Here is a 24,050-nt window from a genome sequence, read left to right on the forward strand (position 1 = left end):
CGACGGCGCGATCCGGTTCACGTCAGGACGCTTCGGGCGGTGATCCACTGCGGCGCTGACCCGGGTGTGACGAGCCTGCCTGCGAGTGACGGTTCGCGAACCTGCCTGCGAGTGACAGTCTCGTGTCGGTTGGCAGGCGATCACACCGCGTCGGGGGTCAGCCGCGAGGGCTGTCGGGCTGGTCTTCGGACAGCCGGTGGGCCGGCAGGGTGAACACCAGCCTGGTGCCGTCGCGGTGGTCGGTGTCCAGGCGGATGGTCCCGCCGTGGTACTCGACGATCTTGCGGCACACGGCCAAGCCGATCCCGGTGCCGCTGTACTCGTCGCGGCCGTGCAGCCGCTGGAAGATGACGAAGATCTTCTCGGCGTACTGGGGGTCGACGCCGATGCCGTTGTCCGCCACGCCGATGCGCCAGGCGGGCCTGCCGCCGGCGAGGGTGTCGGGGTCGCAGGTGATGGTCACGGCCGGGTCGCGGTCGGGCCGGCGGAACTTCAGGGCGTTGCCGACGAGGTTCTGCCACAGCATGGCCAGGTGGGTGGGATCGCCGTCCACGGTCGGCAGTCCCGCCGGCCGCTGGATGCGCGCGCGGTTCTCCTCGATCCTGGTGGCGAGGTTGTCCAGGGCCAGGCTCAGCGTGCTGTCCAGCGAAACCCCGTGCCGGAGCTGGACCTGACGCCCGACCCGGGAGAAGGTGAGCAGATCGTTGATCAGCACCTGCATGCGTTTCGCGCCGTCGACGGCGAAGCCGATGTACTGCTGGGCCCGTTCGTCGAGCTGATCGCCGTAGCGCTTGTCCAGCAACTGGCAGAACGAGGCGACCTTCCGCAGCGGTTCCTGCAGGTCGTGAGAAGCGACGTAGGCGAACTGCTCCAGCTCCGAGTTGGAGCGGCGCAATTCCTCGGTCTGGGCGTCCAGTTCCGCCGTCTGTCGTCGCAACCGCTGCTCGTTGGCGCGCGAGGCCTCCAGCGCCGCCACGATCCTGCCGCGCATCTGTTCCACGTCCTCGGCCACCGACCGGACGTCGACCGCGCCGCGCACCTCGATGCGCTGCCCGAATTCCCCGGTGGAGACCTTCCGGGACGCCACGCGCAACACCCTGAGAGGCCTGATGACCACGAGGTGGACCACCACGGCCATCGCCACGCCCATGGCCATGAGCCCCGCGGCGGTGGAGCCGAGGACCACGTCGCGCAGCCGTCGGGCGCGGTCGAGGTCGGCGTGGCCGTCCTCCCGGGCCCGGTCCAGCCGCGCGTTGTGCTCGTCGAACAACCCGCGCAGCCGGTCGAACGTCTCCTTGCCGCGCAGCACGGCGGCGGTCTCCTCCGGCCGCGGCGAGCCGGCGACGACCGCGCTGATCGCCGGCTCGGCGTACTCGCGGCGCCACTGCCGCGCCGTCCGGTCGATGGCGTCGACGTCGGCCAGCAGCGCGTCACGCCCGTCCAGCACCTCACGCAGGCGTGCCAAAGCCTGTGCTTCGACCCGGATGCCTTCCTCGTAGGGCCGCAGGTACCGGAAGTCGGCGCCCAGGACGTAGCCGCGGACACCGGTTTCCTGGTCGACCAACGCGTGCCGCAACCGGAGGGCTTCGGTGTGTGCCGGCTGGATCCGGTCCACGAGCTCGTCCGACACCTCGGCCGTGCGGCGCAGGGCCTGGGCTCCCGCCAACGCTCCCACCACCAGCAGCAGGATCATCAACCCCAGCAACAGACCGAACCACGCCTGCACGGTCAGCCTGCGCCACGGCGCGATTCGGTTCACTGGCTTCTCCGGCGTCCGGCGGGCTTGGGTGTCGACGACTCTGTTGCGCTGTCGAACACGCGGACTCTATGACATCACTGGGCGATGCCGGACCGGAGAGGGCAGTGAAGCGGCCAGTCAGGCCGTGGTGCGAACGGTGCACTCCGCGTGGGGGAGGCAACCCGCTGGGTCACCTGTTCCGCTGCCTGCTCCTCGGTCACCACGCTGGTGGTGCTGGGGTGGCGCAAGCGTGGTCGGGGCTGTGGTGGGCAGGTCCGGGGTGCGGGTTGGGAGTTCATTCACCGGAAATCCAGGCTGGCTTTGCCCCACGTTCAACCGTACGGTCCATCCGAGTGGTGGTTGGGACGAGGCTGCCGGTGGTATCCGGGTCGGTGTTGGAGGGCTGCGATGAGTGACAGGCTCGATGGGCACAAAGTCCGGGATCCGCGTGATCTGCACGCGCGGGTGGAGGTTCAGCTGGACCAGGCCGCGGAGGAGTTGACGCGTCGGTTGGCGGGCGGAGTCAGTTATCAGGTCGTGCGGGAGACCGTGGTGGAGGCGTACCGGCAGCTCGCCTCGCGGGCGAAGGTGCACGGCTTCCTGCCGATCCTGGCCGCGCGGTTGGCCCAACAGCGGCTGCAGGGCGCTCCGTGATCATCGAACCGCCCGCGATGTCCCAGGGCAGTACAGCCAGGTGAGGCCGCATTCTCCGCGCGTCTCGTGAGGCCGGTATCCGTCGAAGTCCTGACGGCCCTCACCGGACTTCCGCGAACCGGCGTCGGCGTGGTCAGTCGCCGCTGACCATGTGGGCGCCCTTCGCCGACTCGTCGGTCGCCGTGAACAGGCCCCGCACGTTCGCGGACAGCTCGGCCCAGTCCAGACGGCCGTCCGCGTCCACGTCCATCGCCCTGAACGCCGCCTGGGCCACCGCCGGGTCCGAGACCCCGCCACCGCGGTAGATCGCGGCGAACCCCTCCAGGTCGATGTAGCCGTCCCCATCACCGTCGGCCGCCTCGAAGCACCGCCGCGACGCCCGCTCCCACTTCTCCACCAGCACCTCGGTCGTCACCCGCCCCGACGTGTGCGCCTCCCGGAACTCCGCCGCCCCCACCACGCCGTCCACGTCCAGGTCCGCACCGCGGATGTAGTCCCAGACGTCCTCGTACCCCTCGACGAGTTGCCGGGCCGACGTCGAATCCTCGTCGAGCCCGAACTCCCGCACCACTCCCGCCGCCATCGAGGCGAAGTCGCCCTTGCTGATCCCGCCGTCGCCGTCCATGTCGAGAATCGCGAACACCCGGTCGATGTTGTCGAGCCGAACCTGATCCGACATGGCGAACACCTCTTCCGTCGACGACCCGAATGGTCGAGAACCGCAGCGTAGCCACGGATCAACGGAATCAGGCAGCGGGAAACGGGTCCATCTCCTACCCGATGAGGTCGTCCTCCGAATCTTGACAACGACCACGAGTAGCGCTCACCGCACGAATTCGACCGAAAGCCCGCCTCAGTACTCCACACCGGTCGGTTTCGGCGGGCCGGTCCCCCTCGCCGAACCATCTCGTCTCCGGTGCGGGCTCCATCGCTTGTGGCGGATGGAATCAGCAGGAACCGGCCGGCGCAGCAGGGCGACCTCGTGTCGGAGCACCAGCAGTCCGGCCGGGCGTCGGGTGGCGGTGCCGGGTTCATCCCGGGCGGTCCCGCACGAGAGTTCGGGGTGGTCCGCGTGATGTCCGGCGGTCACGCGGCGGTTTCCGGTAGCCGGTCGTGGCTCGTGTCCCGGGTCAGGAGCTCCACCACGTCCTCGACCCGTCCGCGGCGCTGGAACGCCTGCCGTTGGCGGACGGCGCCGTTGCCGTTCTGGAGGACCTTGGTCAGCAGGGCGTTGACCGCGCGCAGCTCCCCGCTCCGGCGCAGGGCCGGCCGGACGTGGCGGACCAGCCGGCGCAGCAGGTGGGCGGCCGGGACGCGGCGGTTGGCGAACAGGTCGATGCCGTCGCCGGTGATGCCGTCGTGCGCGGCGCGCCAGTAGGCCGCGCGCAACGCCTCGGTGGTGACCGGCAACGCCCGGTCACCTTGGCCGATCGCACCGAGGGCGGTGGTGACCAGGGCACGCACCAGGGCGGCGAGGAGGGTCGACTCGTCGACCGTGGCGGGCACGTCGGAGACCCGGACCTCGACGGTGGGCAGGTGGTCCGAGGGCCGCACGTCCCAGTACACCATCGCCCGGTCCAGCACCGCTCCGCTGTCGACCATCATGTCGAGCACGGCGTCGTAATGCTCCGCGGACGTGAAGTACGGCGGCGCGCCGGAACACGGCCAGCGGCTGTTGAGCACCGACCGCCAGCTCGCGTAGCCGGTGTCGACGCCTTGGTGGATCGGCGAGTTGGCGGTCAACGCCAGCAGCACCGGCAGCCACGGCCGCAGGTGGTTGCACACCTGCACCGCGGTCTCCCGATCCGGCACGGCGACGTGCACGTGACAGCCGCACACGCCGTGCTCGGCCGCCAGCAGACCGAAACCCTCCCCGATCCGCAGGTAGCGGTCGGAGTCGCTGAAGGACTGTCCCATCGGCCCGGTCAGGGGCACGCCGGCCGCGAGCAACTGCGCCCCGGCCTGAAGGGCCGCCGCCGCGGCCGTCGACCGTGCGGTCAGCAGGTGCCCGCGCACCTCGCGCAGCGTGCGGCACACCGGTGTGTTGGTCTCCACCTGCACGCGCGTCAGCTCGGGCTGCAGGTCCGCGCCCAGCCGGTTGGCCAGGTCGACCACCTCGCCGGCCACCGGGACGGGCAGGCCGCTGCCCGGGTCGACGACCAGGAACTCCTCCTCCACACCCAGGGTCGGCACGTCGGAACCGGCTGGAAGGGGCTGATCGGCGTTGATCATGATGTCCTCACCGCTCGCTGGTCGGGCCACACGCGAGTGCGCCGCGCACTGTCCTCACGCGAGCGTGACGACGACACGATCCCCGCACGAGGCAGCCACGTGGGTGTCGGCACGCTGCTTGACCGACGAGAAGTCCCACCGGCGGTCTCGTCCGAATGAATCCGAGAACCGTCGAAGGGATCATCGGAATACCACTCGCGGGTACGGACAAACCGAGTGTCACCGGAGTCACCGGCTTCCGCGACTCGGCGATGTCCCGGCCAGGTCGGACCCAGAGGTGGTGCACGTCGAACAGGGAACCGCTCCCTCACCCCTCGGCACGCGGTCCTACGGCTTGGCCGGCCGGGGGCGTGTGACGTGGAGGCAGGCCGCGGTCATGAGCAGCAGGCAGCCTGCGAACGCCAGTGACAGTTGGACCAGTGCCCCGCCGACCACGAAGGCGATGCCGAGCACTGCCACGCAGGTCCTGGTCGACGGTCGATGCGCCGGCCGCGCGCCGGTCGTCCGGCCGGCGAGAACCGCTGCCAGCTCCGGGTCGGTCGTCTCGAACCAGCGTTCGATCCGGCGGAGCTGACGGCGTTCGTACCGGGTCATCGAGTCCTCCAACGCCTGTCGGGGAGGTCAGTCGTCGTGCTTGGTCTCGCGGTCGGTGGGCGCCAGGTATTTCTCGGTGGTCTGGTCGACCTCGACGTCGTCCTGGTTCTTGCGCAGCACGGAGTAGTGGGATTCGGAGCGCATCCGTTCGACCATGTGGGGGTAGTGCAGTTCGAATGCGGGTCGTTCGGAGCGGATGGGCGGGAGTTCGGTGAAGTTGTGGCGGGGTGGCGGGCTGGAGGTGGCCCATTCCAGGGAGTTGCCGAAGCCCCAGGGGTCGTCGCGTCCGGCGGGTTCACCGAAGCGGTAGCTTTTGACGATGTTGTAGAGGAAGGGCAGGGTGGAGGCGCCCAGGACGAAGGCGCCGATGGTGGAGACGGTGTTGAGGCCGGTGAACTGGTCGCCGGGCAGGTAGTCGGCGTAACGGCGGGGCATGCCCTGGTTGCCGAGCCAGTGGTGGACCAGGAAGGTGAGGTGGAAACCGATGAACGTGGTCCAGAAGTGGACTTTGCCGAGGTGTTCGTCGAGCATCCGGCCGGTCATCTTGGGGAACCAGAAGTAGATGCCGGCGTAGGTGGCGAACACGATGGTGCCGAACAGGACGTAGTGGAAGTGAGCCACGACGAAGTAGGTGTCGTGGACGTGGAAGTCGATCGGTGGTGAGGCGAGCAGGATGCCGGACAGGCCGCCGAACAGGAACGTCACCAGGAACCCGACGCTGAACAGCATCGGCGATTCGAACGTCAGGTGTCCTTTCCACATGGTGCCGATCCAGTTGAAGAACTTGATGCCGGTGGGGATGGCGATGATGAACGTGGTGGCGGAGAAGAACAGCATGAGCACCGCGCCGGTGGCGTACATGTGGTGCGCCCAGACGACCACCGAGTACAGCGCGATGGCGATGGTGGCGTAGACCAGCCCCTTGTAGCCGAAGATCGGTTTGCGGCTGAACACCGGCAGGATCTCCGAGACGATGCCGAAGAACGGCAGTGCGACGATGTAGACCTCGGGATGGCCGAAGAACCAGAACAGGTGCTGCCAGAGGATCACGCCGCCGTTGCCGGCGTCGAACACGTGCGCGCCGAGGTGCCGGTCGGCCAGCAGGCCCAGCAGCGCGGCGGTCAGGATCGGGAACGCCACCAGCACCAGGATGCTGGTGACCAGGATGTTCCAGGTGAAGATCGGCATCCGGAACATGGTCATGCCCGGTGCCCGCAGGCACACCACGGTGGTGATCATGTTGACCGCGCCCAGGATGGTGCCCAGACCGCCGATCACCAGCCCGGAGATCCACAGGTCCGCACCCACACCGGGGGTGTGGATCGCGCTGGACAGCGGGGTGTAGGCGGTCCAGCCGAAGTCCGGCGCGCCCGCCGGGGTGAGGAACGCGCTGACCGCGATCAGCCCGCCGAACAGGTACAGCCAGTAGGACAGGGCGTTGAGGCGCGGGAACGCCACGTCCGGCGACCCGATCTGCAGCGGCAGCACGAAGTTGGCGAACCCGAACACGATCGGCGTCGCGTACAGCAGCAGCATGACCGTGCCGTGCATGGTGAACAGCTGGTTGTACTGCTCGTTGGACAGGAACTGCAGCCCCGGCCGGGCCAGCTCGCCCCGCATCAGCAACGCCATCAACCCACCGACCAGGAAGAACCCGAACGACGTGGTCAGATACATCAACCCGATCATCTTGTGATCGGTGGTGCCGAACAGGCGCAGCAGCGCCGAACCCCTCGGACGAGGCCGCCCGGCCTCCCGGGGCACGATCGGCATCGGCTTCAGCGTCGTCATGACCATCCTCGGCTTACTTGGGCAGGGCACGGGTCCGCCGGGGCGGACGACCGCTCTCACGTCCCCCGCAGCTACCCGGAGCCGCCGGAGACCCGCCCGATTACCCGGCTCCGGTGCTCTTATTCGCCTGTGCCCGCAGTTCACCCGTTCGTCCCGGTTCCGCGACCTGTTCCGGTCCCGACACGCCGGCGCACGTCCCGGCTGCCACCGCACCTCCCGGCCGCCGGCGTTTCGCCCCTCCGATCAGCCGGGTACCTCGGATACCTGGGCCGAACGCCGCCGGAGGCCACTTTGGACGCCTTGCCACCTGCCCTCACGCTGGGCGTCGAAGAGGAGTTCCTGCTGGTGGACCCCCGGACCGGGGAGCCGGCACCACACGGCCGCGAGGTCGCGGAGGCGGCCCGCCGGCGCTTCGGGGTGGACCTCGACGTCGAACTGGTCGCCGCCCAGGTCGAAACCCGCACCGCCGTGTGTCACGACCTGGCCGACGTGCGCGGGCAACTGCACGGGCTCCGCATGGTGGCCGCCGAAACCGCGCGTGGTCTGGGCTGCCGGCTGCTCGCGGTCGGTGTGGCGCCGGTGGGTGGGCCGGACCTGCGGACCGGCAGCGAAGACCGCTACCGGCGGCTCGCCGGGGACTACCGGCTCCTGGCCGCCGAACAGTCCATCTGCGGCTGTCACGTACACGTCGCCGTGCCGGATCCGGAGACGGCGGTGCGGGTGTGCAACCACGTGCGGCCGTGGCTTCCGGTGCTCGGTACGGTGACGGCGAACTCCCCGTTCGCCCGCGGCCTCGACACCGGCTACGCCAGCTGGCGTTCGATCGTCTGGGCGCGCTGGCCCAGCGCCGGTCCTCCGCCCTACTTCGAGTCGCCGGAGCACTACGAGTCGACGTGCAACATGATGGTGGAGTCGGGTGCCGCCCACGACCTGAGGAACATCTACTGGGACGTCCGGCCGTCCTCCCACCTGCCCACCGTGGAGGTGCGGGTCGCCGACGTCGCGGCCACGGTGGACGAAGCGGTGTTGCTGGCCGCCTTGGTGCGCGGGCTCGTCGCCACCGCGCTGGCCGGCCTCCGCCGGGGACTGCCGGCGCCACCCGTGCCCACCGAGGTGTTGCGCGCCGCGATGTGGCGTGCGGCGCGGGACGGCATCACCGGCATGTCCCTCGACGTGTTCTCCGGACGGCTCGAACCCACCCGGTTGCTGCTGGACCGCCTGGTGCACCACGTCCGGGACCATCTCGGCGCAGCCGACCTCGACCTCGTCCGCCACCGGCTGTCAGCTCTGGACGCCGATGGCGGCGGTGCGGCCAGGCAACGACAAGCCTTCGCCCGCGCAGGCAGGATGTCCGACGTGCTGGAGCTGCTGGCGCGCGACACCTTGTCCGGTTCGGAGACGTGGACCGATGAGCCGTCCACACCGACCGCGTGACTCGGCTTCAGCGGTCCGCAGGAGCTCTCTGCCGGCCGTGAGGCATCAGCTGGTCCGGCGAGGAGGTGGTGCGGTGCAGGAACCCGTCGTCCTGTCGGACCGGTCGGTGGTCAGTCCGGTGGCTCGACTGCGGCGGCGTCGTGGCGGACGTCCTGCCCGGTCGGTGTCGTGCGCTCGACGTTCGGAACCTCCACATCCAGGTCTTCCAGTCGTGGCGTGCCGGGGGAGTGGGGCGGGTCGGGGTTGATCGGTGCGTTGTCGCCTTCGGTCACCGGAGGCGGTTACCCGGGCGATCGGACTTCAAGCGGCTCGATCGACTGATGTCGGAGCAGCGCAGCCACCCTGACCATCGGCTGCGGGGACCTGCTCGACAGCGGATTCCACCTGTGAGTACGAGTACCCGACGGCATCAACGCCACCGGAAGCCGCCTCCATGTTGCCGAACAGAGGAAGGACACCCGTTGGTCCAGTGGGCGCCGGTGGGCGACGAATGTCCGTACTTCATGCCTCGCTACAGCATCCAGCGATCGAGGCAGGTCGTGGGTGTCGTAGTGCAGTTCCCGCAGGGATCGCGGCGCCTCGCGCGGCCCTGCGACTGCGGTGGCGGTGGACATCCGGCCGACTCCGGTGTGGTGTGGATCTCACACGGTCTGATGCAACCGATCGCCGCCGGCGGCTGTATCTGGGTCGGTCGATGAGGGGCGGTGCGGGTGGATCGGCTGGATTTCACGCCGTTGGTGGTCGGTCGTGCTGCGGCGTGGCGGAGGTTGGCGTTCCTGATCTGCGGTGATTGGCAGGGTGCCGAGGATCTGGTGCAGACGGCGGTGATGCGGCTGTACCGGCAGTGGCATCGGTTGGACGCCGAGGGTGTGGAGGGTTATGCCCGGCAGGTGATCTCGCGGTTGGCGATCGACGCGGCGAAGAAGCGGTCGCGGTTCGGCGAGGTGCGTGCGGAGTTGCCGGAGCGGGCGTCGGTAGGGCAGGGGTCGCCGGAGGACGCGATGGACGTGCGGACGGCTTTGGCCGGTGTGCCGGCCGGTCAGCGCGCGGTGCTGGTGCTGCGGTTCTACCTGGACCTGTCGGTGGCGGAGACGGCCGAGGCGTTGGGGATCGGGACCGGGACCGTGAAGTCGCAGTGCGCGCGGGGACTGGAGACGTTGAGGACGCTGCTGCTCGGCGCGGATCCGGCTGTGCGGGCACCGCAGGAGAGGAAGTGACGGACATGACCGTGGGCAGGGAACTTTTCGAGCGGGCACTGGACGGCGAACCGCCACTCGGGCTGGACGTGGCGGCGTTGGAACGGGCCGAAGCGCGCCGTGCGCGACGGCTCCGGTTCGCAGTGCCGCTGGCCGCGGCGTCCGTGGCGGCTGTGGTGATCGGCGGCGGCGTCGCCCTCACCGGAGGGTTCGGCACGCTCGGCGGTGGTCCTGCGTCCGCCGGCTCGCAGCCCGTGCCCGGGACCGCGCCGCCGGGCAACCCGGAGGCGGGCTACTGCTACCGCACGGCCGACATCGGTAGCCGCGAGGTCAACCAGCACCTGCTGTTCGGCATCGCCGGCGACGGACCGGACGGCCGCGGCGACATCACCGGCGAGATCATGTCCATCTGCGCCGACGCGTGGAAGAACAACCACGCCGGCTGGAACAAGGCCTCGCCCACGATCGAGGGGTCGGCTCATCCGGTGCCCGCGCTGGTGGCCTGCGTACTGGACGGCCGCGCCGTCGATGCAATGGAAGGGGCCGTCGCGGTCTTCCCCGGCGGGCCCGACACCTGCGCAGGCCTCGGTCTACCGGTCGCCGACCTCGGTTGAGAGAGGACCCGGCCTCGCAGACGAATCAGACCCGGAAGTAGTCCCGCACCGGGCGAGGCCGCGAGAATCACCTCGGAGGCCTCGCCCGGTGGCGCTGCGCACTGCCGGACGCTTGGTGAGGCCGGCGTTGCTGCTTGTGGTGGCCTGCGTAGGCCTTGGAGAAGGTCGTCCATGGATCTCTCCCGCGAGGAGAAGTGGTCGAGGAGTCGGCGTCGGATGCCGCCGATGTTCCGTTCGCGGGGCGTCCATCGGGGGTGCTTGGGCGTTGCGGACGTGATCATCGCTTCGCGTTCGGGTGCCCTGCCGATCCCGACGTGGACACCCGCGGCGTCCGAGTGCGAACGCCGTCCCGGCTGCCCTACGCCGGCTTCACCGCGGTCGGTTCCGCCATCGGTCCACGAGGATGTTGCCCACCAGACAACCCAGAGCGGCAAAGATGATCAAAATGCCGTTCCGGCCTTGCGCGGCGGTGAACTCCGAGCCGGTGGTCGGAGTCACCACGGATGTCGACAGCAGCACGATGACGGCGATCGCGATCATCGTGAGAACCGGGGTCGACGTCGCGATCATGCTTCCGGGCGTGCAGCGTGCGAGTAGCTTTCCAAGGTACGTCGGGAACGACATCTCAGTCGCTTTGGCCAGTCTCCACCGCGTTGCAAACAGTGTCCCGGCCAGCACCAAGAGTACGGCGTCGGCCGCCAGGTTCCGACTCAGCGACCCTTGCCCGACCGAGACGTTGATGAAGTAGGAACCAAAGCCACCTGCCAGGAGCAAGACGGTCAAGGTGCGCACCCATCCCGCTACGATCCGCGAAGTGTGGCGGATACCGCCAGATGCCACCTGTGGCGCCGGTGAGGACGAGGATGCCAGGTGGAAGTGAATCCCACCGTGCACGGCGCTTGCTTGCACCGATGCGCCGTGCACGTCCCCGATCAACTCGTTCCGAGCCTGTGGCGGCGTTGGGAGCGTGCTTCCGGACGGCTCCGACTCTGCATCAGGACTGTGTGGCGTAACGCTTTCCATCCGATCGTTCTCCGAGGTCGCTGGTCCAACGTGTACGTCGTGTTTCCAGGCAGCTCAACCGATCCGTGCTACCGCTACCGCTTTGAATCCAATCGTGTGGAGTTCACGGTGCTGAGGACGTGACTGCTTCCGCGTGACCAGATGCTAGTTCCCGCCGTCTGTTCAGGGGGTCTCGCTCGTGCGACACGCCGAAAGACTGCTGTGCATGCTCTGTCACGCGCTGTCCGCAAAATTGCAGAGAAGGTTGCGGCGGCGGTATCGGCGTCACGGGCAGCTGCTGTCCGTCGCCCACAGGAGACCGGACGGTGCTGCATGCCGAGGTGACCAGTTGCCGGTCAGTGACTCGGTTGTGTGGCAACACATGACCAGCATTTCCTGAACGGGCCTGATCCAAGCTCTCGCGCGATGAGGTCGGAGGAGAGGCATAAGGCGGGAGGTTGCTGATCGAACGGTGATTCCGCGGCGATAAGAACCAGTGGAACGCGTCACCGCTCGGCATCATGAAGCGGGCGATGTTCACGGAGAACGGCCTGTCGCTGATGGACCTCCTCACCACCGAGTTGCTGCGTGCCTGCTGTTCCCGTTCAGACATGGTCTGTGGACCGCGATCCTGGGCGGCGTGCTGTTCCTGCACAGCGCCCGCGAGCAAGTCGGGCGCCAGCGCTCGCGGCTGTCCGGGGTCCGCAGGCGCTATCGGCCGAAGGAATGCACGAGCGTCGACGCCGGCCGTAAGAGGTCAGCATGCCGCTGCGGCGGTGGGAACCCACGAGGCTGGCGCAGCTCAGGGACGGGGACGCCTCATGTGACGAAAACGCGGATCACCTTGTCGGCCCGCTCCGCACGACGTCGGCGACCAATCAATCGCCGGGTGACGATGTTCGTGCCCCGGTCGGTCCGCCCAGCGCGGCGAGCGCATGGTCGAGTCGCGGGTAGACGGGCAGCTCCTCGTCGAGGTTCGTCGCCTGGATCGGTCGCAGCACCGCGCGGTGGGCGGCTGCGATGACGAAGGCGGTGCCTCGTCGCTCGGCGTGCTGCGCTGCTTCGACCAGCAGGGCCAAGCCGCTGGAGGAGAGGAAGGTCACCTCGGTGAGGTCCAGCACGAGGGGCCCGCCCGCTACGTCCAGCCGGACGAGGAGTTCGCCTCGCACCACCTCGGTGGTCTGCATGTCCAGCTCCCCGGCGATCCGCAACACCGGCACGTCGCCGATCGTGTCGGCGCGGACGGTGATCGGCGCCGACGTGGGCTCCTCGCTCATGGGCGGCCTCCTGCCGTTGGTGTACATCCTCGACGAGCGGCGTCACCCCGCGTTCCGCTGCCAACGGGTGACGGTAGTCGGCCGCCGGCAGTCACACATGACCAGTGGTCGACATCAGGACCGGGCGTGCGGGTCGATCTCCGGCAAGCGGCGCCCTCGCGGCTCTGCGCTGTCGGGAAAAGAGACGGTCAGGCCGGTAGGCTGCAGCGATGCGGGCCCGGGTCCGCTGATCATGCGGTTCCCGTGGACGAGAGGGTGGCCGGTGGCGCGGTCTGGTGACGGGGAGCGGGCACCGCAAGTGGAGGACGTGTTCTCCGCCGATGGTGAAATCGGGGCGGACCTCGCGGTGGTGGACTGGGCCGCCACGCCGCTCGGGCCGCCGGACGGGTGGCCGCAGAGCCTGCGCACAGCGGTGAGCATCGTGCTGTCGTCCCGGTTCTCCATGTGGATGGCGTGGGGCCCGGAGTTGACGTTCTTCTGCAACGCCGCCTACCGGCGCGACACGCTGGCCCGGAAGTACCCGTGGGCGCTGGGCCGCCCGGCCAACGAGGTGTGGGCCGAGATCTGGGGCGACATCGGCCCCCGGATCGAGAAGGTGCTGACCACCGGCACCGCGACGTGGGACGAGGGACTGCTGCTGTTCCTGGAGCGGTCCGGCTACCCCGAGGAGACCTACCACACGTTCTCCTACAGCCCGCTGCACGACGACGCGGGCGCGGTGGTGGGCATGCTCTGCGTGGTCAGCGAGGACACCGACCGCGTCATCGGCGAGCGGCGGATGGCCACGCTGCGGGACCTCGGCTCCGACCCGAGGGTGGTGCGCACCGAGCAGGAAACGCTCGCCTTCGTCGCCCGGCAGCTCGAGCGGAACTTCCGCGACCTGCCGTTCACGCTGACGTACCTGTTCGACGACGAGGGCCGGGCCCGGCTGGCGGCGTCGACGGGCATCCCCACCGGGCACCCGGCCGCGCCCGACGTGCTGGACCCGGATGACGAGAGGGCGCCGTGGCCGGTGTCGGAGCCCGCCCGGGGAGAGGCGGCGCTGGTGGAGCTGGACGGCCCGCCGTTCGGGGACCTGCCGTTCGGGGACTGGTCCGCACCGCCCGCGCAGGCGTTGGCGGTGCCGCTGCCGCAGCAGGGCGGCGCGCCGGTCGGGTTCCTGGTGGCCGGGTTGAACCGGTACCGGCCGCTGGACGAGGGCTACCGGGGCTTCGTCGAGCTGGTGGCCGGGCAGGTGGCGGCGGGCATCGCCAGCGCCCGCGGCTACCAGGCGCAGCAGCGGCGGGCGGAGGAGCTGGCGGAGCTGGACCGTGCCAAGACCGCGTTCTTCTCCAACATCAGCCACGAGTTCCGCACGCCGCTGACCCTGATCATGGGGCCGCTGGAGGAGCTGCGCCGCCGCCTGGGCGACTCCGACGCGCGGACCCGCGAGGAGCTGGAAGTGGTGCGCCGCAACGGGTTGCGGCTGAGCAAGCTGGTCAACACGCTGTTGGACTTCGCCCGTTTCGAGGCCGGCCGCATGCAGGCCCGGTACGAACCGGTGGACCTGTCCACCGTCACCGCCGAGCTGGCCAGCGTCTTCCGCTCCGCCGTCGACCGGGCCGGCCTGGAGTACGTGATCGACTGCCCGGCGTTGGGCGAGCCGGTCCACGTGGACCGGGGCATGTGGGAGAAGGTCCTGCTCAACCTGCTGTCCAACGCGCTGAAGTTCACCTTCGACGGTTCCATCCGGGTCGCGGTGCGAGCGGAGGGCACGCACGCCGTGGTGACCGTGGCGGACACGGGCACCGGCGTGCCCGCCGCGGAACTGCCCAGGCTGTTCGAGCGGTTCCACCGCATCGAGAACGCCCGTTCGAGGTCCAACGAGGGCAGCGGGATCGGGCTGGCGCTGGTGCGGGAACTGGTGGGTCTGCACGGCGGCACGATCTCCGCCGACAGCAGCGAAGGTGTCGGCACCACCTTCACCATCCGTCTGCCCTTCGGCACCGCCCACCTGCCGGCCGACTCGCTGGTGCCCGCCGCCGGCGATTTGGCGGTCTCCGCCACCGCCGACCCGTTCGTGCAGGAGGCGCTGCGCTGGCTGCCCGGCGACGAACCCGACGATCCGGCCCTCTTCGGCCCGGCCGCCGACCCCGGTGCGGTCGTCGCCGCCCGGGTGCTGATCGCCGACGACAACGCCGACATGCGCGAGTACCTCGCCCGCATCCTGACCGGCGTCGGCTACCACGTCGACACGGTCGACGACGGCCGGCGTGCGCTGGACGCGGCCCGCGAGCACGTCCCGGACCTCGTGGTCAGCGACGTGATGATGCCCCGCCTGGACGGGCTCGCGCTGGTGGCGGCCCTGCGAGCCGACTCGCGCACCGCGTCGGTGCCGGTCCTGCTGCTGTCGGCCCGTGCGGGGCAGGAGGCGTCGATCGAGGGCCTGCGGGCCGGCGCCGACGACTACCTGGTCAAGCCGTTCGCGGCGGCCGAACTGCTGGCGCGGGTGCGGGCGAACGTGGAACTGGCCCGGCTGCGCGGCCACCACGCGCGCTGGCGCACCGCGCTGGTGGACTCCCTGCAGGAGGCGTTCTTCGTCTGCGACGCGGACGGAGCCGTCATCGAGATCAACACCGCGTTCACCGACATCCTCGGATACGGCGCCGACGGCCTGCCCTACACCCCCGTCCACCCGTGGTGGCCCGACGCCGAGACCGATCCCGAGGCCCACGGGCAGGTCGCCGCCGCCTTCGCGGCACTGCTGGAACGGCGGCAGGGCAGCCGCACCATCCCCGTCACCCACCGGGACGGGCACCGGCTGTGGATCAGCGCCGCCATCAACGAAGCCCGGTCGCCCGACAGCGGACGCCCGGTGATGGTCGGTACCTTCCGCGACGTCACCGCCGAGCACTACGCCGTCCAACGCGACACCGCGCTCGCGGCGCTGAGCACCCGCCTGTCCGAGGCCACCAGCCTGGCCGACGCGCTGACCGGCGCCTTGGCCGAACTCCAGGGCCTGTGGCGCGCCAGGAGCGTGCTGGCCGCCGTCTTCGACCACGGCGACGAGCCGGCACTGACCGCCACCGACCCGTCGGCGGCCTGGCACCGGCTCACCGAGTCCCGACGCCGGGCGCTGACCGAGCTGCGCCGGCACCCGCCGCTCACCCCGGTCGGGGAGCAGACCGGCGCGGGGATCCGGCTCAACCACCCCGACGGCCCGTTGGTGCTGTGGGTCGACACGGGTGACCACCGACCGTTCACCGACGAGGACCGGTTGCTGCTGTCGCTGCTGGCCGGGCGGCTCGGCGAGGGCCTGCACCGCGTCCACCAGCTCGACCAGCAACGCGAGACCGCGATCACCCTGCAACGCGCCATCCTCGGTCCGTCGCACCTCCCGGAGGGCTTCGCGGTCCGCTACCAGCCCGCCACCAGTCGCCTGGAGGTCGGCGGCGACTGGTACGACATCGTCACCCTGCCCGACGGCCGGATCGGCATCGTCGTGGGCGACTGCGTCGGCCACGGGTTGCGGGCCGCCACGGTCATGGGACAGCTGCGCAGCGCCTGCCGCGCCCTCCTGCTGCAGGACCCCAGCCCCGCCCGAGCCCTCATGGCGCTGGACCGCTTCGCCGCGAGTGTTCCCGGCGCGATCTGCAGCACGGTGTTCTGCGGCGTCCTCGACCCCGCCACCGGGCACCTGACCTACACCGTCGCCGGGCACCCGCCGGGCATCCTGGCCCTCCCCGACGGCAGCACCGCCCTACTGGACCAGGGGCGCTCCGTACCGCTGGCCGTCCGGCCCGGCCGGACCCGTCCCGAGGCCGAGTTCACCATTCCCGCCCGCGCCACGCTGCTGCTCTACACCGACGGGCTGGTCGAACGCCGGCGCCGCCCGCTCGACGAGGGCATCCGGCAGGCGAGCCAGGCCGTCCACGACGGGCGGGACGTCTCCGTCGAAGACCTCGCGACCCGGGTGATGAGCGGGCTCGCCCCCGCCCCCGGCTACGAGGACGACGTCGCCCTCCTGCTCTACCGCCACCCCGCTCCGCTGGAGGTGACCTTCCCCGCCGAAACGTCCCAGCTCGCGTCCGTCCGCAGCGCGCTGCGGACCTGGCTCGGCAAGTGCCGGCTGCCGGTCGACACCGCGCAGGGCGTCCTGCTCGCCGCCGGCGAAGCGTGCGCCAACGCCATCGAGCACGGCCACCGCGACGCACCCGGTGGCCCGGTCCGGCTGCGCGCCGAGACCTCCGCCGACCACCTGCGCCTGACCGTCACCGACTCGGGCCGCTGGAAGCCCGCCGAGCCCGGTGGCGACACCCGACGAGGCCGCGGTATTCGCCTGATGCGGGCCGTGATGCAGCAGATCACCATCACCCGCGCGTCGACCGGCACCACCATCGACATGAACCTGAGGATCCGCTGATGAACACCCCGCTCACCCTGACGCCGGGCACGCGACCGGACGGCACCGCCCGGTTGACCGTCGCGGGCGAGATCGACCTGAGCAACAGCGCCGACTTCGCCCGGGCCGTCGAGGCCACCGAAGGTCGTCTCCTGGTCGACCTGACCGCCGTCGACTACCTCGACAGCGCAGCGCTGGCCGTGCTGTTCACCCACGCCGACCGCCTGGAACTCGTCGTCCGGCCCCTGCTGATGCCTCTGCTGACCATCTCCGGCCTCACCGACCTGACCACCGTGCACACCACGACACCCGACTCCGCGCACCCCTGACCGCCCGCGTTCAGGGTTGATCTCCGGCTCGGCGGGGTAGTAGTCGGACGGGCCCGTATGGAGCAGCCCGCACCGCGGGCAGCCGGGAGGTGACATGGCCGTGGTGGCCGAGAGAGCCGAGCCGCTCACGCTCGACATCCCCGCCAGTCGGTTGTCCGAGGTGGTGGCCGTGCGCCGATGGGCCGGAGAGGTCCTCGGCTGGGTCGGGTACGACTCCCTGATGGACCTCACGCTGGTGGTCACCGAGTTGGTGAGCAACGTCTACGACCACGCCCTGGGTCCGTGCCGGGTCCGGATGACGCACAACAGGGAGCCCTGCCGGATCCGGGTCGAGGTGGACGACATCTCCGAGAACCCGCCCGTGGTCGGTCGCTCCCGCCTGGGGGCCTATCGCGGCCGGGGGATGACGATGGTGTCGGCGCTGTCCGAGGAGTGGGGTTTCCGGCTCCGGCCCGAGGGCGGCAAGACGGTCTGGGCGGTCATCGACTGCGGCGCCGACCCGGGTGAGGAATCTGCCTGCGAGTGACGGTCTCGTGTCGCGTGGCGCCAGGCCAATCCGATCCCGGTGCGGCTGTACTCGTCACCGCCATGCAATCGCTGGTCGACATCCGGTGCTCAGGACACGGCAGATCACCGGGACCGTGGAGGTGCTGCGGGTGCGACCGAAGCTGCGGGAAGCCCTCGACCTCGCGCGAGCAGCCGCAAGCCCAGCGGACTTCCGCAGGGCTGTGCGGCGCACGTGCTATCGGCGTTTACCGTCCCGCGAGCGGGTGTAAACCAGAGATGTCGTTTCCGGCGTGCCGGGGACGACGGGACCGCGCAAGTGGTGGGCCAGGCTCGACGCGGTGTCGTTGAGCAACCAGCGCCCACGCCGGTCTGGTTGCGCGGTGCGAACCGGCGGCTCGAAATCCGGTGCGCACCGCGCCCGGTCCGCTCTACCGGCCGTCGCGGACGGCCGTGGCCGACGAGCAGGAGATCTCGGCCCACACGGTCTTGCCCGTCACCCGTGCGTCGACACCCCAGTCCTTGGACAGACGCTCCACGATGATCAACCCCCGGCCGCGGCTGCCGCCCAGACGCGACCTGCCCACAACAAGCCCATCGGGTGACGCGTCGTCCACCTCGACACGCACGAAGCACTGCCCCGTCGACCAGTGGAGCCGGACACGGCGAGGACCCACGGCGTGGTCGAACGCGTTGCTCACCAACTCGTTGACCACCAGCACGCAGTCGTCCCGGTCGTCCTCGTCCAAGTCGGCCAGGACCTCGCCGACCCAGCGGCGCACCACCCCTAACTGCGGAGACAGCGCGTCGAGGTCGAAAGCGAAGGACAGTCTTCCCGCCTCCGCGGCATCACTGTCGGCCACGCGTTCCACCCCGTCCTCGGCTTGACGACGCACTGCTCCCACGGCTGCCCCGATCTCGCGGCGGACAATCATGCCTGATCTCGTCACACCCGTGCCCCGGACACCCGCGCGGTACTTCGAGTACGCACTGCTGTCCCATCTGCTGCCCATGTGCGTTCAGGCAGCGTTGCCCCCTCGGTAGCGGGATCCCGTCCGTCCTGGTCACCGGCTTCTGCGTGACCCCCGCCGGGCGACGACCGGATCAGGGCAGGTTTCCGACCTGGGTCCTCTGTCGCCGTCGACCCCAGACCGTAGCCGCTCGACCCGGTGTTCTGGGCGGCGCCGACCGCGCCGGGGGCACCGCCGCCCGCCCGGTGGGCACCCGCTCGGGTGCGGTGCGGCTGGGACGATCGGTGATCGGGGCCGACCGTGGGTGGGTTCGGGCGCACCGGTCGGGTGGCTGCCGGCCGCGCATACCGCGCCTGATCGGCGTGGCGAACGGCACCGGCAAACTGGGGGAGTGGACTGGATCCTCGACCGGCTCTCGTAAGCGGCCAGGCCGGTCACCGCGGCGACCGCCCTGCGGTGCCGCGGACCGGACTGCTCATCGTGGAAGTTCGACGGAGCCGCCGGTGCACCCCTTCGGGGGCGTGCACCGGAACGTCCACGCTGAGCGGTAGTTCGCTCGAACACCCGCACATGCCGATGACTGGACGTCCAGGCGGATCTTCACGGTTCGGTGGTCGGATCGTGGAGACGCCCCAGCGGTGCGGGCGGGTCGCCCGGTGAGGGTGTTTGCGGACTCCGCTCGGCCTCGATCCGGATCTCGATGTTCGTCCTGTGGGTGATCGGATCCCAGATCTCTTCGAACGGCGACATGAACGCCTGGCCTCCGCCGCTGCGGCGGGCACGCACGGCGTACCACGCGAACCCTGCCAGGCACAGCGGCAGGCTGAGCAACGTGGCCACGGCCGAGAGCAACTCCATGAACCCGACAGTAGAGTAACATCATGTATCTGGAAACATGGTGTTACTGAAAGGCGGGCGATGGTCAGGCTGACGCGGGCACAACAGCAGCGACGCACCCACGAACACTTGCTGGACGCGGGACGGCAGGTGTTCCTGCGACGCGGCTTCCTGGCAGCGACGGTCGAGGAGATCGCCGCCGACGCCGGCTACACCCGAGGTGCCGTCTACAAGCACTTCGGCGGCAAGGAAGGGTTGTGGCTGGCGATCATCGAAGCCGACGCGGACACCCACCTGCGACAGCTGCGGAACGCCCTCGCCGAGGCCAACGACCGCGACGCCCTGATCGCGGCACTCATCCCCGCCGGCCCGACGGACGAGGCTGCGGCGAAGTGGAGCGCCGCCGCCGCGGAAGTGCTCGCCGCGACGGCACGGCAACCCGACACCGCCGCCCTGGTAGCCGCCGTCCAGCGCGGTCATGACGAGCAGGTCGCCGCCCTGCTCGCCGAGCACGCCCGACGCCTGCGCCTCGAACCCGCGGTGCCGCTGCACCAAGCGGTCGTCATGATCGGCGCACTGGGCATCGGACTGGCCCTGCGACAGACGATCGCCCCGCCGGCGGACTCCGTCGCCATCCTCACCCACGTACTGCGCACCGTCTTCCCCTTGCCCGCGCCCCCGCCCGAACACGCACTCGGAGACCATTGAACGCATCCTCGGCCGCTCAGCCCTGCGGCCGGCGTGCGGCCGGGAAGTGAGCCGGACATCTGCCCATGCCGAGGTCCGGATGCCGGGCTGTGCTGCGGTTGGTCCAATGGCGGGGTGGACCCTCCGTGCGGTCGGCTCATCCCTCGCACAGCGGTGAGCGGATCCCGCCGGTCGAGCACGGCAGGTAGTGCTCGCGCAGCATCATGCCGCCTGCGGCCTCGCCGCCGAGGAACCGCAGGAACGACGCCACGTCCTTGCTCGGCGCGCCGCGCGTGTGCAGGCGCAGCACGCTCCAGAACGGGTAGCCGCTCGACTCGGCCAGGCCGAAGTCCGGTTCCCGGCCGTCGATCTTGAGCCGGATGACGTGCGAGTACGGCGTGGCGTCGGACGCGACCGCGTAGCCCACCGAGCCGGCCACCCGATCGACCACGTCGAGGACCTGCCGCGCGGTGCCGCGCTCGCACCGCACCACACGGGCGGGACGGGTGGCGTTCTCGCAGTCGTCCGACGAGAGCGGGGGCTCGGGCGCGCCGAGCCGGTCTTCGAACTTCCGCCGGATCCCCGACTCGACGCCCCTGCCGACGAGGCGGATCGGCACGTCCCTGCCACCCAACGTGGACCAGCTGACGTGCGTGCCGTCGAAGATCTCGTGCAGCTGCCGGGAGGTGATGGTGGTGACGCCGACGTTCTCGTTGGCCACCACCGAGTACAGGCCGACGGCGATCGGTGTCGACACCAGGTCCGGCAGGTCCGCCGACTCGTCGGAGATCGCGGCGACCCCGTCGACCGCGCCCGCCACCTCCCGCAGCCCGGCCAGGTCGCCCTTGGTCTCGACCAGGATCGAAGCCGCCGGGCAGTCCTGGCGGTACCGCCTGGTGAGCGCGGTCAGGGCCGGCGCGAACGCGGTGTTCCCGACGAGCCGGATGGTGCCGGAAGCGCAGTCCCCGCCGGTGGACGCGGCGATCCCGAACCACGTGGCCGCGGCGGCCAGCACGGCGACGGCGGGGTAGGCGGCCGACCGCCACCGGTTGCGCCTGGCCGGCGCCACCGGGATGTCGTAGCCGGTGTCGCCCGAGCGGGGACCGCGCGGGTTCTTCGCGACGCGGAGATCGCCGGTGACCCGGCCGCTGCGGGTCGGGCGCTGCCAGGGCGTCTCCGCCACGACCCGCTGGTAGACGTATCGGTACAGCTCGTCGGCGTCGACGTGCCCGTCGCCGTCCAGGTCGGCGTCGCCGGTCTCCAGGCCGGCCACGAGCGCGCGGGTGAAGTAGGAGCCCTTCGGCTCGCCCTCCACGTCGCCACCGCGTTCGTAGGCGTACTCGACAGCGGTGGAGGCGGCCATCACCGCGCAGCCCTGCGGCGGCTCGATCTGGTGCACGACGTCCACGTCGCCGCCGGACTTCGGCGTCCGCCCCTCGGGAAACGCCCCGCCGAAGCAGCAGTCCAGCCACACCAGCACCTGCCGCGCCCGGCAGCGGTCCACGAGGTCCCGCACGAACGCCGCGGACACGCCCGTGGCGGGCAGCAGGTCGCGTCGGGTGTCCACGGCCGCCAGGTACAGCTCACCCGAGACGTCCTTCACGCCGTGGCCGGAGAAGTACAGCAGCACCACGTCGTCCATGCCCGCCTCGACGAGGACCTCGTTGACCCGCCGCCGGATCCGGTCCGCCTTGGCGTCGGGCAGCCACTCGACGCGGTACCCGCCGATCAGGGGGTCGGCCAGCACCTCGGCGAGCTGCCGGCCGTCGTGGCGCGGCGCGTGCAGTCGGGGAAGGTCGGCGTACCGACCGGCGGTGATCACCAGGGCGGTCCGCACCCGCCGATCCTACTGACCCGACACCGGTGCCCGGCCGGCGTCCGCTGTGCGGGCTGTCGGGGCAGCTGTGCCTCCGGAGGCAGCCGCCTTCGAGGCGAGACCACCCGGTCCCGCGGTCCGATCACCCGGGACACGCTCGATGCCGCACGCACAGGTGACCACCCGGCTCCGGAACATCTGACCACCCGCCCGAAGCGGTCAGAGCGGTCGAAGAGAGCCTCTCGATCAGGTTGAGCGGTCCTCGGCCGGCCTGTCCTAAGATAGTCGTGGAGGCTCCCGTGACAGAGCTGTGCAGCCCGGCCACGAGGATGAGCAGGGCGATCCGCGACGAGATCACCGCGCTCGTCCTCGCCCGTGGCCTGTGCTCCGGCGGCCCGCTGCCGACCGGGACCGAACCGGTCGAGACGCGCGGGATCAGCCGCATCGCCCGGTTGCGGACGCGCTGACGTGGACTACTCAGCGATGTCCCCCGCCGAGGTCTGGGAGACCGTCGACTTCTGGGCAGGTGTCCCCTGGCCGGTGTCCCGCGCCGACGCCCAGCGGATGGCGGTCGACCGCCTCGGCTGGGCGATCGAGGTCGAGGACGGGCTGGGGTACCTGGTCAACCCGGCCTTCACACCACCGGCGGTGTCGATGTCGGGCATCGACACCGTGTCGTCCGTGCGCTTCCGGATCGCGGACGTGGTCACGGAGGAGACACCGGCGACGAGGGCCTTCCTCGGCGACCTGTTCACGCTGGCGGTGCGCGAAGGGGCGGCCCGGCTGGGGCGTCCGTCCATCAGATGCGATCGCGGGCACACCGACACGACCTGGGAGATGGGGGCCGCCCGGGTCACCGTCACGCTGTCGTCGAGGTCCGTCGTGGTCCGATTCCTCACCCCGGAAGGCCGGTGACCGAGGTGACCGACTGGGAGGCGTTCGGCGGCGGTCTCACCGAGGCGTTGCGGGAAGTGTCCGACCGGGTCTTCCTGGTCGTCTTCTCGCGCGCCGATCCCCGGGTGTTCGTGCAGTTCGCCGGCGGCGAGCACGAGTTGCACGCCGAGGCGGCGGCGCCGTCCGCGGATCCCGGCCGGATGGCCGCGGCCGGGTGGAAGCCGCCGACCGGCATCGACCCGCCGAACTGGACCTGCTCCTCGCCGCTGCCCGCGTTGACGGTGGAGTACGCCGCGATCGCGGCGCGCTGTGTGGTGGCGTTGCGCGATGTCCACGGGCTCCCCGGTCCCGATGAGCTGGTGTACAAGGCATGGCGCGACGCGGAATGGCCGTCCGGCGCGGTTCCGTCCGCCGAACGGGACCTGGGTGAGAACCCGCTGGTGCTGTCGTGGCTGGGCATCCCGTCCGCGACCGGGTGACAGCAGGCGACGACCACCATCGTGACCCGGTCAGCCGAGGACGGGCTTGTAGCGCAGGAGGACCGCGCCCGATGCGAAGGTGCGGTTCTCCAGCAGTTCCAGCTTCAGCCAGGTGTCCAGTGACGGGAAGAACGGTGTGCCGCCGCCGATCGCGACCGGCCTGACCAGCACGTGGAACTCGTCTACGAGGCCGGCCCGGATCAGGGGCGCGGCGAGCGTGGCACCGCCCACCTCCATCAGGCCGTCGGTCTCGGCCTTCAGCCTCCTGGCGGTCTCGACCACGTCACCCCGTTCCAGCCTGGAGTTCCAGTCGACCGATTCCAGGGTTCGGGAGAAGACCACTTTCCGCATCCCCAGCCACAGCCGGGCGTACTCGGCCTCCACCGGGGGCACGTCGGGTGCCTGGTCGGCGGTCGGCCAGTGGGCCGACATCAGCTCGTAGAGCTTGCGCCCGTACAGCGACAGCGCGATCTGCCCGGTGCGGTCGTTCCAGTACTGGTGCAGCTCGTCGTCCGGCGTGCCCCAGCCGAGGTCGCCGTTCGCGTCGGCGGTGTAGCCGTCCACCGAGACGTTCAGGCCATAGGTCAGCGTTCCCATGGTGGTACAGAATGCCGGAGCGC

At 70.4% G+C, this 24,050-nt stretch carries 23 protein-coding genes; 11 read left to right on the plus strand and 12 right to left on the minus strand.

The genetic code is table 11. The features are described from left to right. Positions 1–157 precede the first annotated feature (157 nt). On the minus strand, positions 158–1,759 hold the full coding sequence (locus FHS29_RS19060; RefSeq protein WP_312864982.1) for a sensor histidine kinase: 1,602 nt from the start codon (positions 1,757–1,759) through the stop codon (positions 158–160). A 387-nt stretch (positions 1,760–2,146) separates the two neighbouring features. Here FHS29_RS19060 and FHS29_RS19065 point away from each other — a divergent pair, with 387 nt between their 5' ends. Continuing rightward, positions 2,147–2,392: a three-helix bundle dimerization domain-containing protein gene (locus tag FHS29_RS19065; protein WP_184692159.1), complete on the plus strand. Its 246-nt coding sequence runs from the start codon at positions 2,147–2,149 to the stop codon at positions 2,390–2,392. Positions 2,393–2,525: 133 nt separating this feature from the next. On the opposite strand, the gene FHS29_RS19070 is transcribed toward FHS29_RS19065, so the two are convergent. The 4 genes from FHS29_RS19070 to ctaD form a co-directional block, all read right to left on the minus strand. After that, entirely contained in the window at positions 2,526–3,071 is a 546-nt protein-coding gene (locus FHS29_RS19070; RefSeq protein ID WP_184692387.1) for an EF-hand domain-containing protein, read from the minus strand. A 407-nt stretch (positions 3,072–3,478) separates the two neighbouring features. Further along, entirely contained in the window at positions 3,479–4,624 is a 1,146-nt protein-coding gene (locus FHS29_RS19075) for a carboxylate-amine ligase (protein WP_184692160.1), read from the minus strand. Between the two features lie 327 nt (positions 4,625–4,951). Continuing rightward, positions 4,952–5,218, minus strand: coding sequence for a DUF3040 domain-containing protein (locus FHS29_RS19080; RefSeq protein WP_184692162.1), 267 nt, complete (start codon positions 5,216–5,218; stop codon positions 4,952–4,954). Positions 5,219–5,245: 27 nt separating this feature from the next. Further along, positions 5,246–7,009 (minus strand): aa3-type cytochrome oxidase subunit I, encoded by a 1,764-nt coding sequence (gene ctaD, locus FHS29_RS19085; protein WP_184692164.1) that lies wholly within the window; start codon positions 7,007–7,009, stop codon positions 5,246–5,248. Positions 7,010–7,309: 300 nt separating this feature from the next. Between ctaD and FHS29_RS19090 the strand changes: the two genes are divergently transcribed. Then, a complete protein-coding gene (locus FHS29_RS19090) occupies positions 7,310–8,443 on the plus strand; it encodes a carboxylate-amine ligase (RefSeq protein WP_184692166.1) in 1,134 nt (377 codons plus the stop codon). Between the two features lie 110 nt (positions 8,444–8,553). Here FHS29_RS19090 and FHS29_RS19095 read toward each other — a convergent pair whose 3' ends face one another. Next, a complete protein-coding gene (locus FHS29_RS19095) occupies positions 8,554–8,715 on the minus strand; it encodes a hypothetical protein (protein ID WP_184692168.1) in 162 nt (53 codons plus the stop codon). 438 nt (positions 8,716–9,153) lie between these two features. On the opposite strand from FHS29_RS19095, the gene FHS29_RS19100 reads away from it, so the two are divergent. Together FHS29_RS19100 and FHS29_RS19105 are read left to right on the plus strand one after the other, a co-directional pair. After that, positions 9,154–9,660, plus strand: a complete 507-nt coding sequence (locus FHS29_RS19100) for a SigE family RNA polymerase sigma factor (protein WP_312864983.1) — start codon at positions 9,154–9,156, stop codon at positions 9,658–9,660. Then, positions 9,657–10,253 carry a hypothetical protein gene (locus FHS29_RS19105; RefSeq protein WP_184692172.1) on the plus strand — a complete coding sequence of 199 codons (597 nt, stop codon included), beginning with the start codon at positions 9,657–9,659 and terminating at the stop codon, positions 10,251–10,253. The genes FHS29_RS19100 and FHS29_RS19105 overlap by 4 nt, the downstream gene beginning before the upstream one ends. Before the next feature lie 369 nt (positions 10,254–10,622). Here FHS29_RS19105 and FHS29_RS19110 read toward each other — a convergent pair whose 3' ends face one another. Together FHS29_RS19110 and FHS29_RS19115 are read right to left on the minus strand one after the other, a co-directional pair. Continuing rightward, the gene (locus FHS29_RS19110) at positions 10,623–11,036 is read right to left on the minus strand and encodes a hypothetical protein (protein WP_184692174.1); all 414 of its coding nucleotides are present in this window, start codon (positions 11,034–11,036) and stop codon (positions 10,623–10,625) included. 1,097 nt (positions 11,037–12,133) lie between these two features. Beyond that, positions 12,134–12,532, minus strand: a complete 399-nt coding sequence (locus FHS29_RS19115) for an STAS domain-containing protein (protein WP_184692175.1) — start codon at positions 12,530–12,532, stop codon at positions 12,134–12,136. A 262-nt stretch (positions 12,533–12,794) separates the two neighbouring features. Here FHS29_RS19115 and FHS29_RS19120 point away from each other — a divergent pair, with 262 nt between their 5' ends. The 3 genes from FHS29_RS19120 to FHS29_RS19130 all read left to right on the plus strand — a co-directional run bounded on the left by FHS29_RS19120 (position 12,795) and on the right by FHS29_RS19130 (position 17,768). Further along, on the plus strand, positions 12,795–16,934 hold the full coding sequence (locus tag FHS29_RS19120; protein WP_312864984.1) for a SpoIIE family protein phosphatase: 4,140 nt from the start codon (positions 12,795–12,797) through the stop codon (positions 16,932–16,934). Next, complete coding sequence (locus FHS29_RS19125) at positions 16,934–17,242, plus strand: STAS domain-containing protein (protein WP_184692179.1); 309 nt, start codon at positions 16,934–16,936, stop codon at positions 17,240–17,242. The genes FHS29_RS19120 and FHS29_RS19125 overlap by 1 nt, the downstream gene beginning before the upstream one ends. Before the next feature lie 100 nt (positions 17,243–17,342). Then, a complete protein-coding gene (locus FHS29_RS19130; RefSeq protein WP_184692181.1) occupies positions 17,343–17,768 on the plus strand; it encodes an ATP-binding protein in 426 nt (141 codons plus the stop codon). A gap of 409 nt (positions 17,769–18,177) precedes the next feature. Here FHS29_RS19130 and FHS29_RS19135 read toward each other — a convergent pair whose 3' ends face one another. Together FHS29_RS19135 and FHS29_RS19140 are read right to left on the minus strand one after the other, a co-directional pair. Next, positions 18,178–18,609: an ATP-binding protein gene (locus FHS29_RS19135; protein ID WP_184692182.1), complete on the minus strand. Its 432-nt coding sequence runs from the start codon at positions 18,607–18,609 to the stop codon at positions 18,178–18,180. A 708-nt stretch (positions 18,610–19,317) separates the two neighbouring features. Next, positions 19,318–19,575 carry a hypothetical protein gene (locus tag FHS29_RS19140; protein ID WP_221456328.1) on the minus strand — a complete coding sequence of 86 codons (258 nt, stop codon included), beginning with the start codon at positions 19,573–19,575 and terminating at the stop codon, positions 19,318–19,320. Positions 19,576–19,635: 60 nt separating this feature from the next. Here FHS29_RS19140 and FHS29_RS19145 point away from each other — a divergent pair, with 60 nt between their 5' ends. Next, positions 19,636–20,262, plus strand: coding sequence for a TetR/AcrR family transcriptional regulator (locus FHS29_RS19145; protein WP_184692184.1), 627 nt, complete (start codon positions 19,636–19,638; stop codon positions 20,260–20,262). A 136-nt stretch (positions 20,263–20,398) separates the two neighbouring features. Here FHS29_RS19145 and FHS29_RS19150 read toward each other — a convergent pair whose 3' ends face one another. Continuing rightward, positions 20,399–22,078, minus strand: coding sequence for a caspase, EACC1-associated type (locus tag FHS29_RS19150; RefSeq protein ID WP_184692186.1), 1,680 nt, complete (start codon positions 22,076–22,078; stop codon positions 20,399–20,401). 278 nt (positions 22,079–22,356) lie between these two features. Between FHS29_RS19150 and FHS29_RS19155 the strand changes: the two genes are divergently transcribed. Genes FHS29_RS19155 through FHS29_RS19165 form a run of 3 tightly spaced genes read left to right on the plus strand, consistent with a single transcriptional unit; the run spans position 22,357 to position 23,430 of the window. Next, entirely contained in the window at positions 22,357–22,524 is a 168-nt protein-coding gene (locus tag FHS29_RS19155; protein ID WP_184692188.1) for a hypothetical protein, read from the plus strand. Between the two features lies 1 nt (position 22,525). Continuing rightward, the gene (locus tag FHS29_RS19160) at positions 22,526–22,972 is read left to right on the plus strand and encodes a DUF6301 family protein (protein WP_184692190.1); all 447 of its coding nucleotides are present in this window, start codon (positions 22,526–22,528) and stop codon (positions 22,970–22,972) included. Then, positions 22,969–23,430, plus strand: coding sequence for a TY-Chap domain-containing protein (locus FHS29_RS19165; protein WP_184692192.1), 462 nt, complete (start codon positions 22,969–22,971; stop codon positions 23,428–23,430). Before FHS29_RS19160 ends, FHS29_RS19165 begins: the two co-directional genes overlap by 4 nt. 30 nt (positions 23,431–23,460) lie before the next feature. Here the strand turns inward: FHS29_RS19165 and FHS29_RS19170 are convergent, their stop codons facing one another. Then, positions 23,461–24,027 (minus strand): dihydrofolate reductase family protein, encoded by a 567-nt coding sequence (locus tag FHS29_RS19170; RefSeq protein ID WP_184692194.1) that lies wholly within the window; start codon positions 24,025–24,027, stop codon positions 23,461–23,463. Between the last annotated feature and the right edge of the window lie 23 nt (positions 24,028–24,050).

It is taken from the genome of Saccharothrix tamanrassetensis, from assembly GCF_014203665.1.
Lineage (GTDB): Bacteria > Actinomycetota > Actinomycetes > Mycobacteriales > Pseudonocardiaceae > Actinosynnema > Actinosynnema tamanrassetense.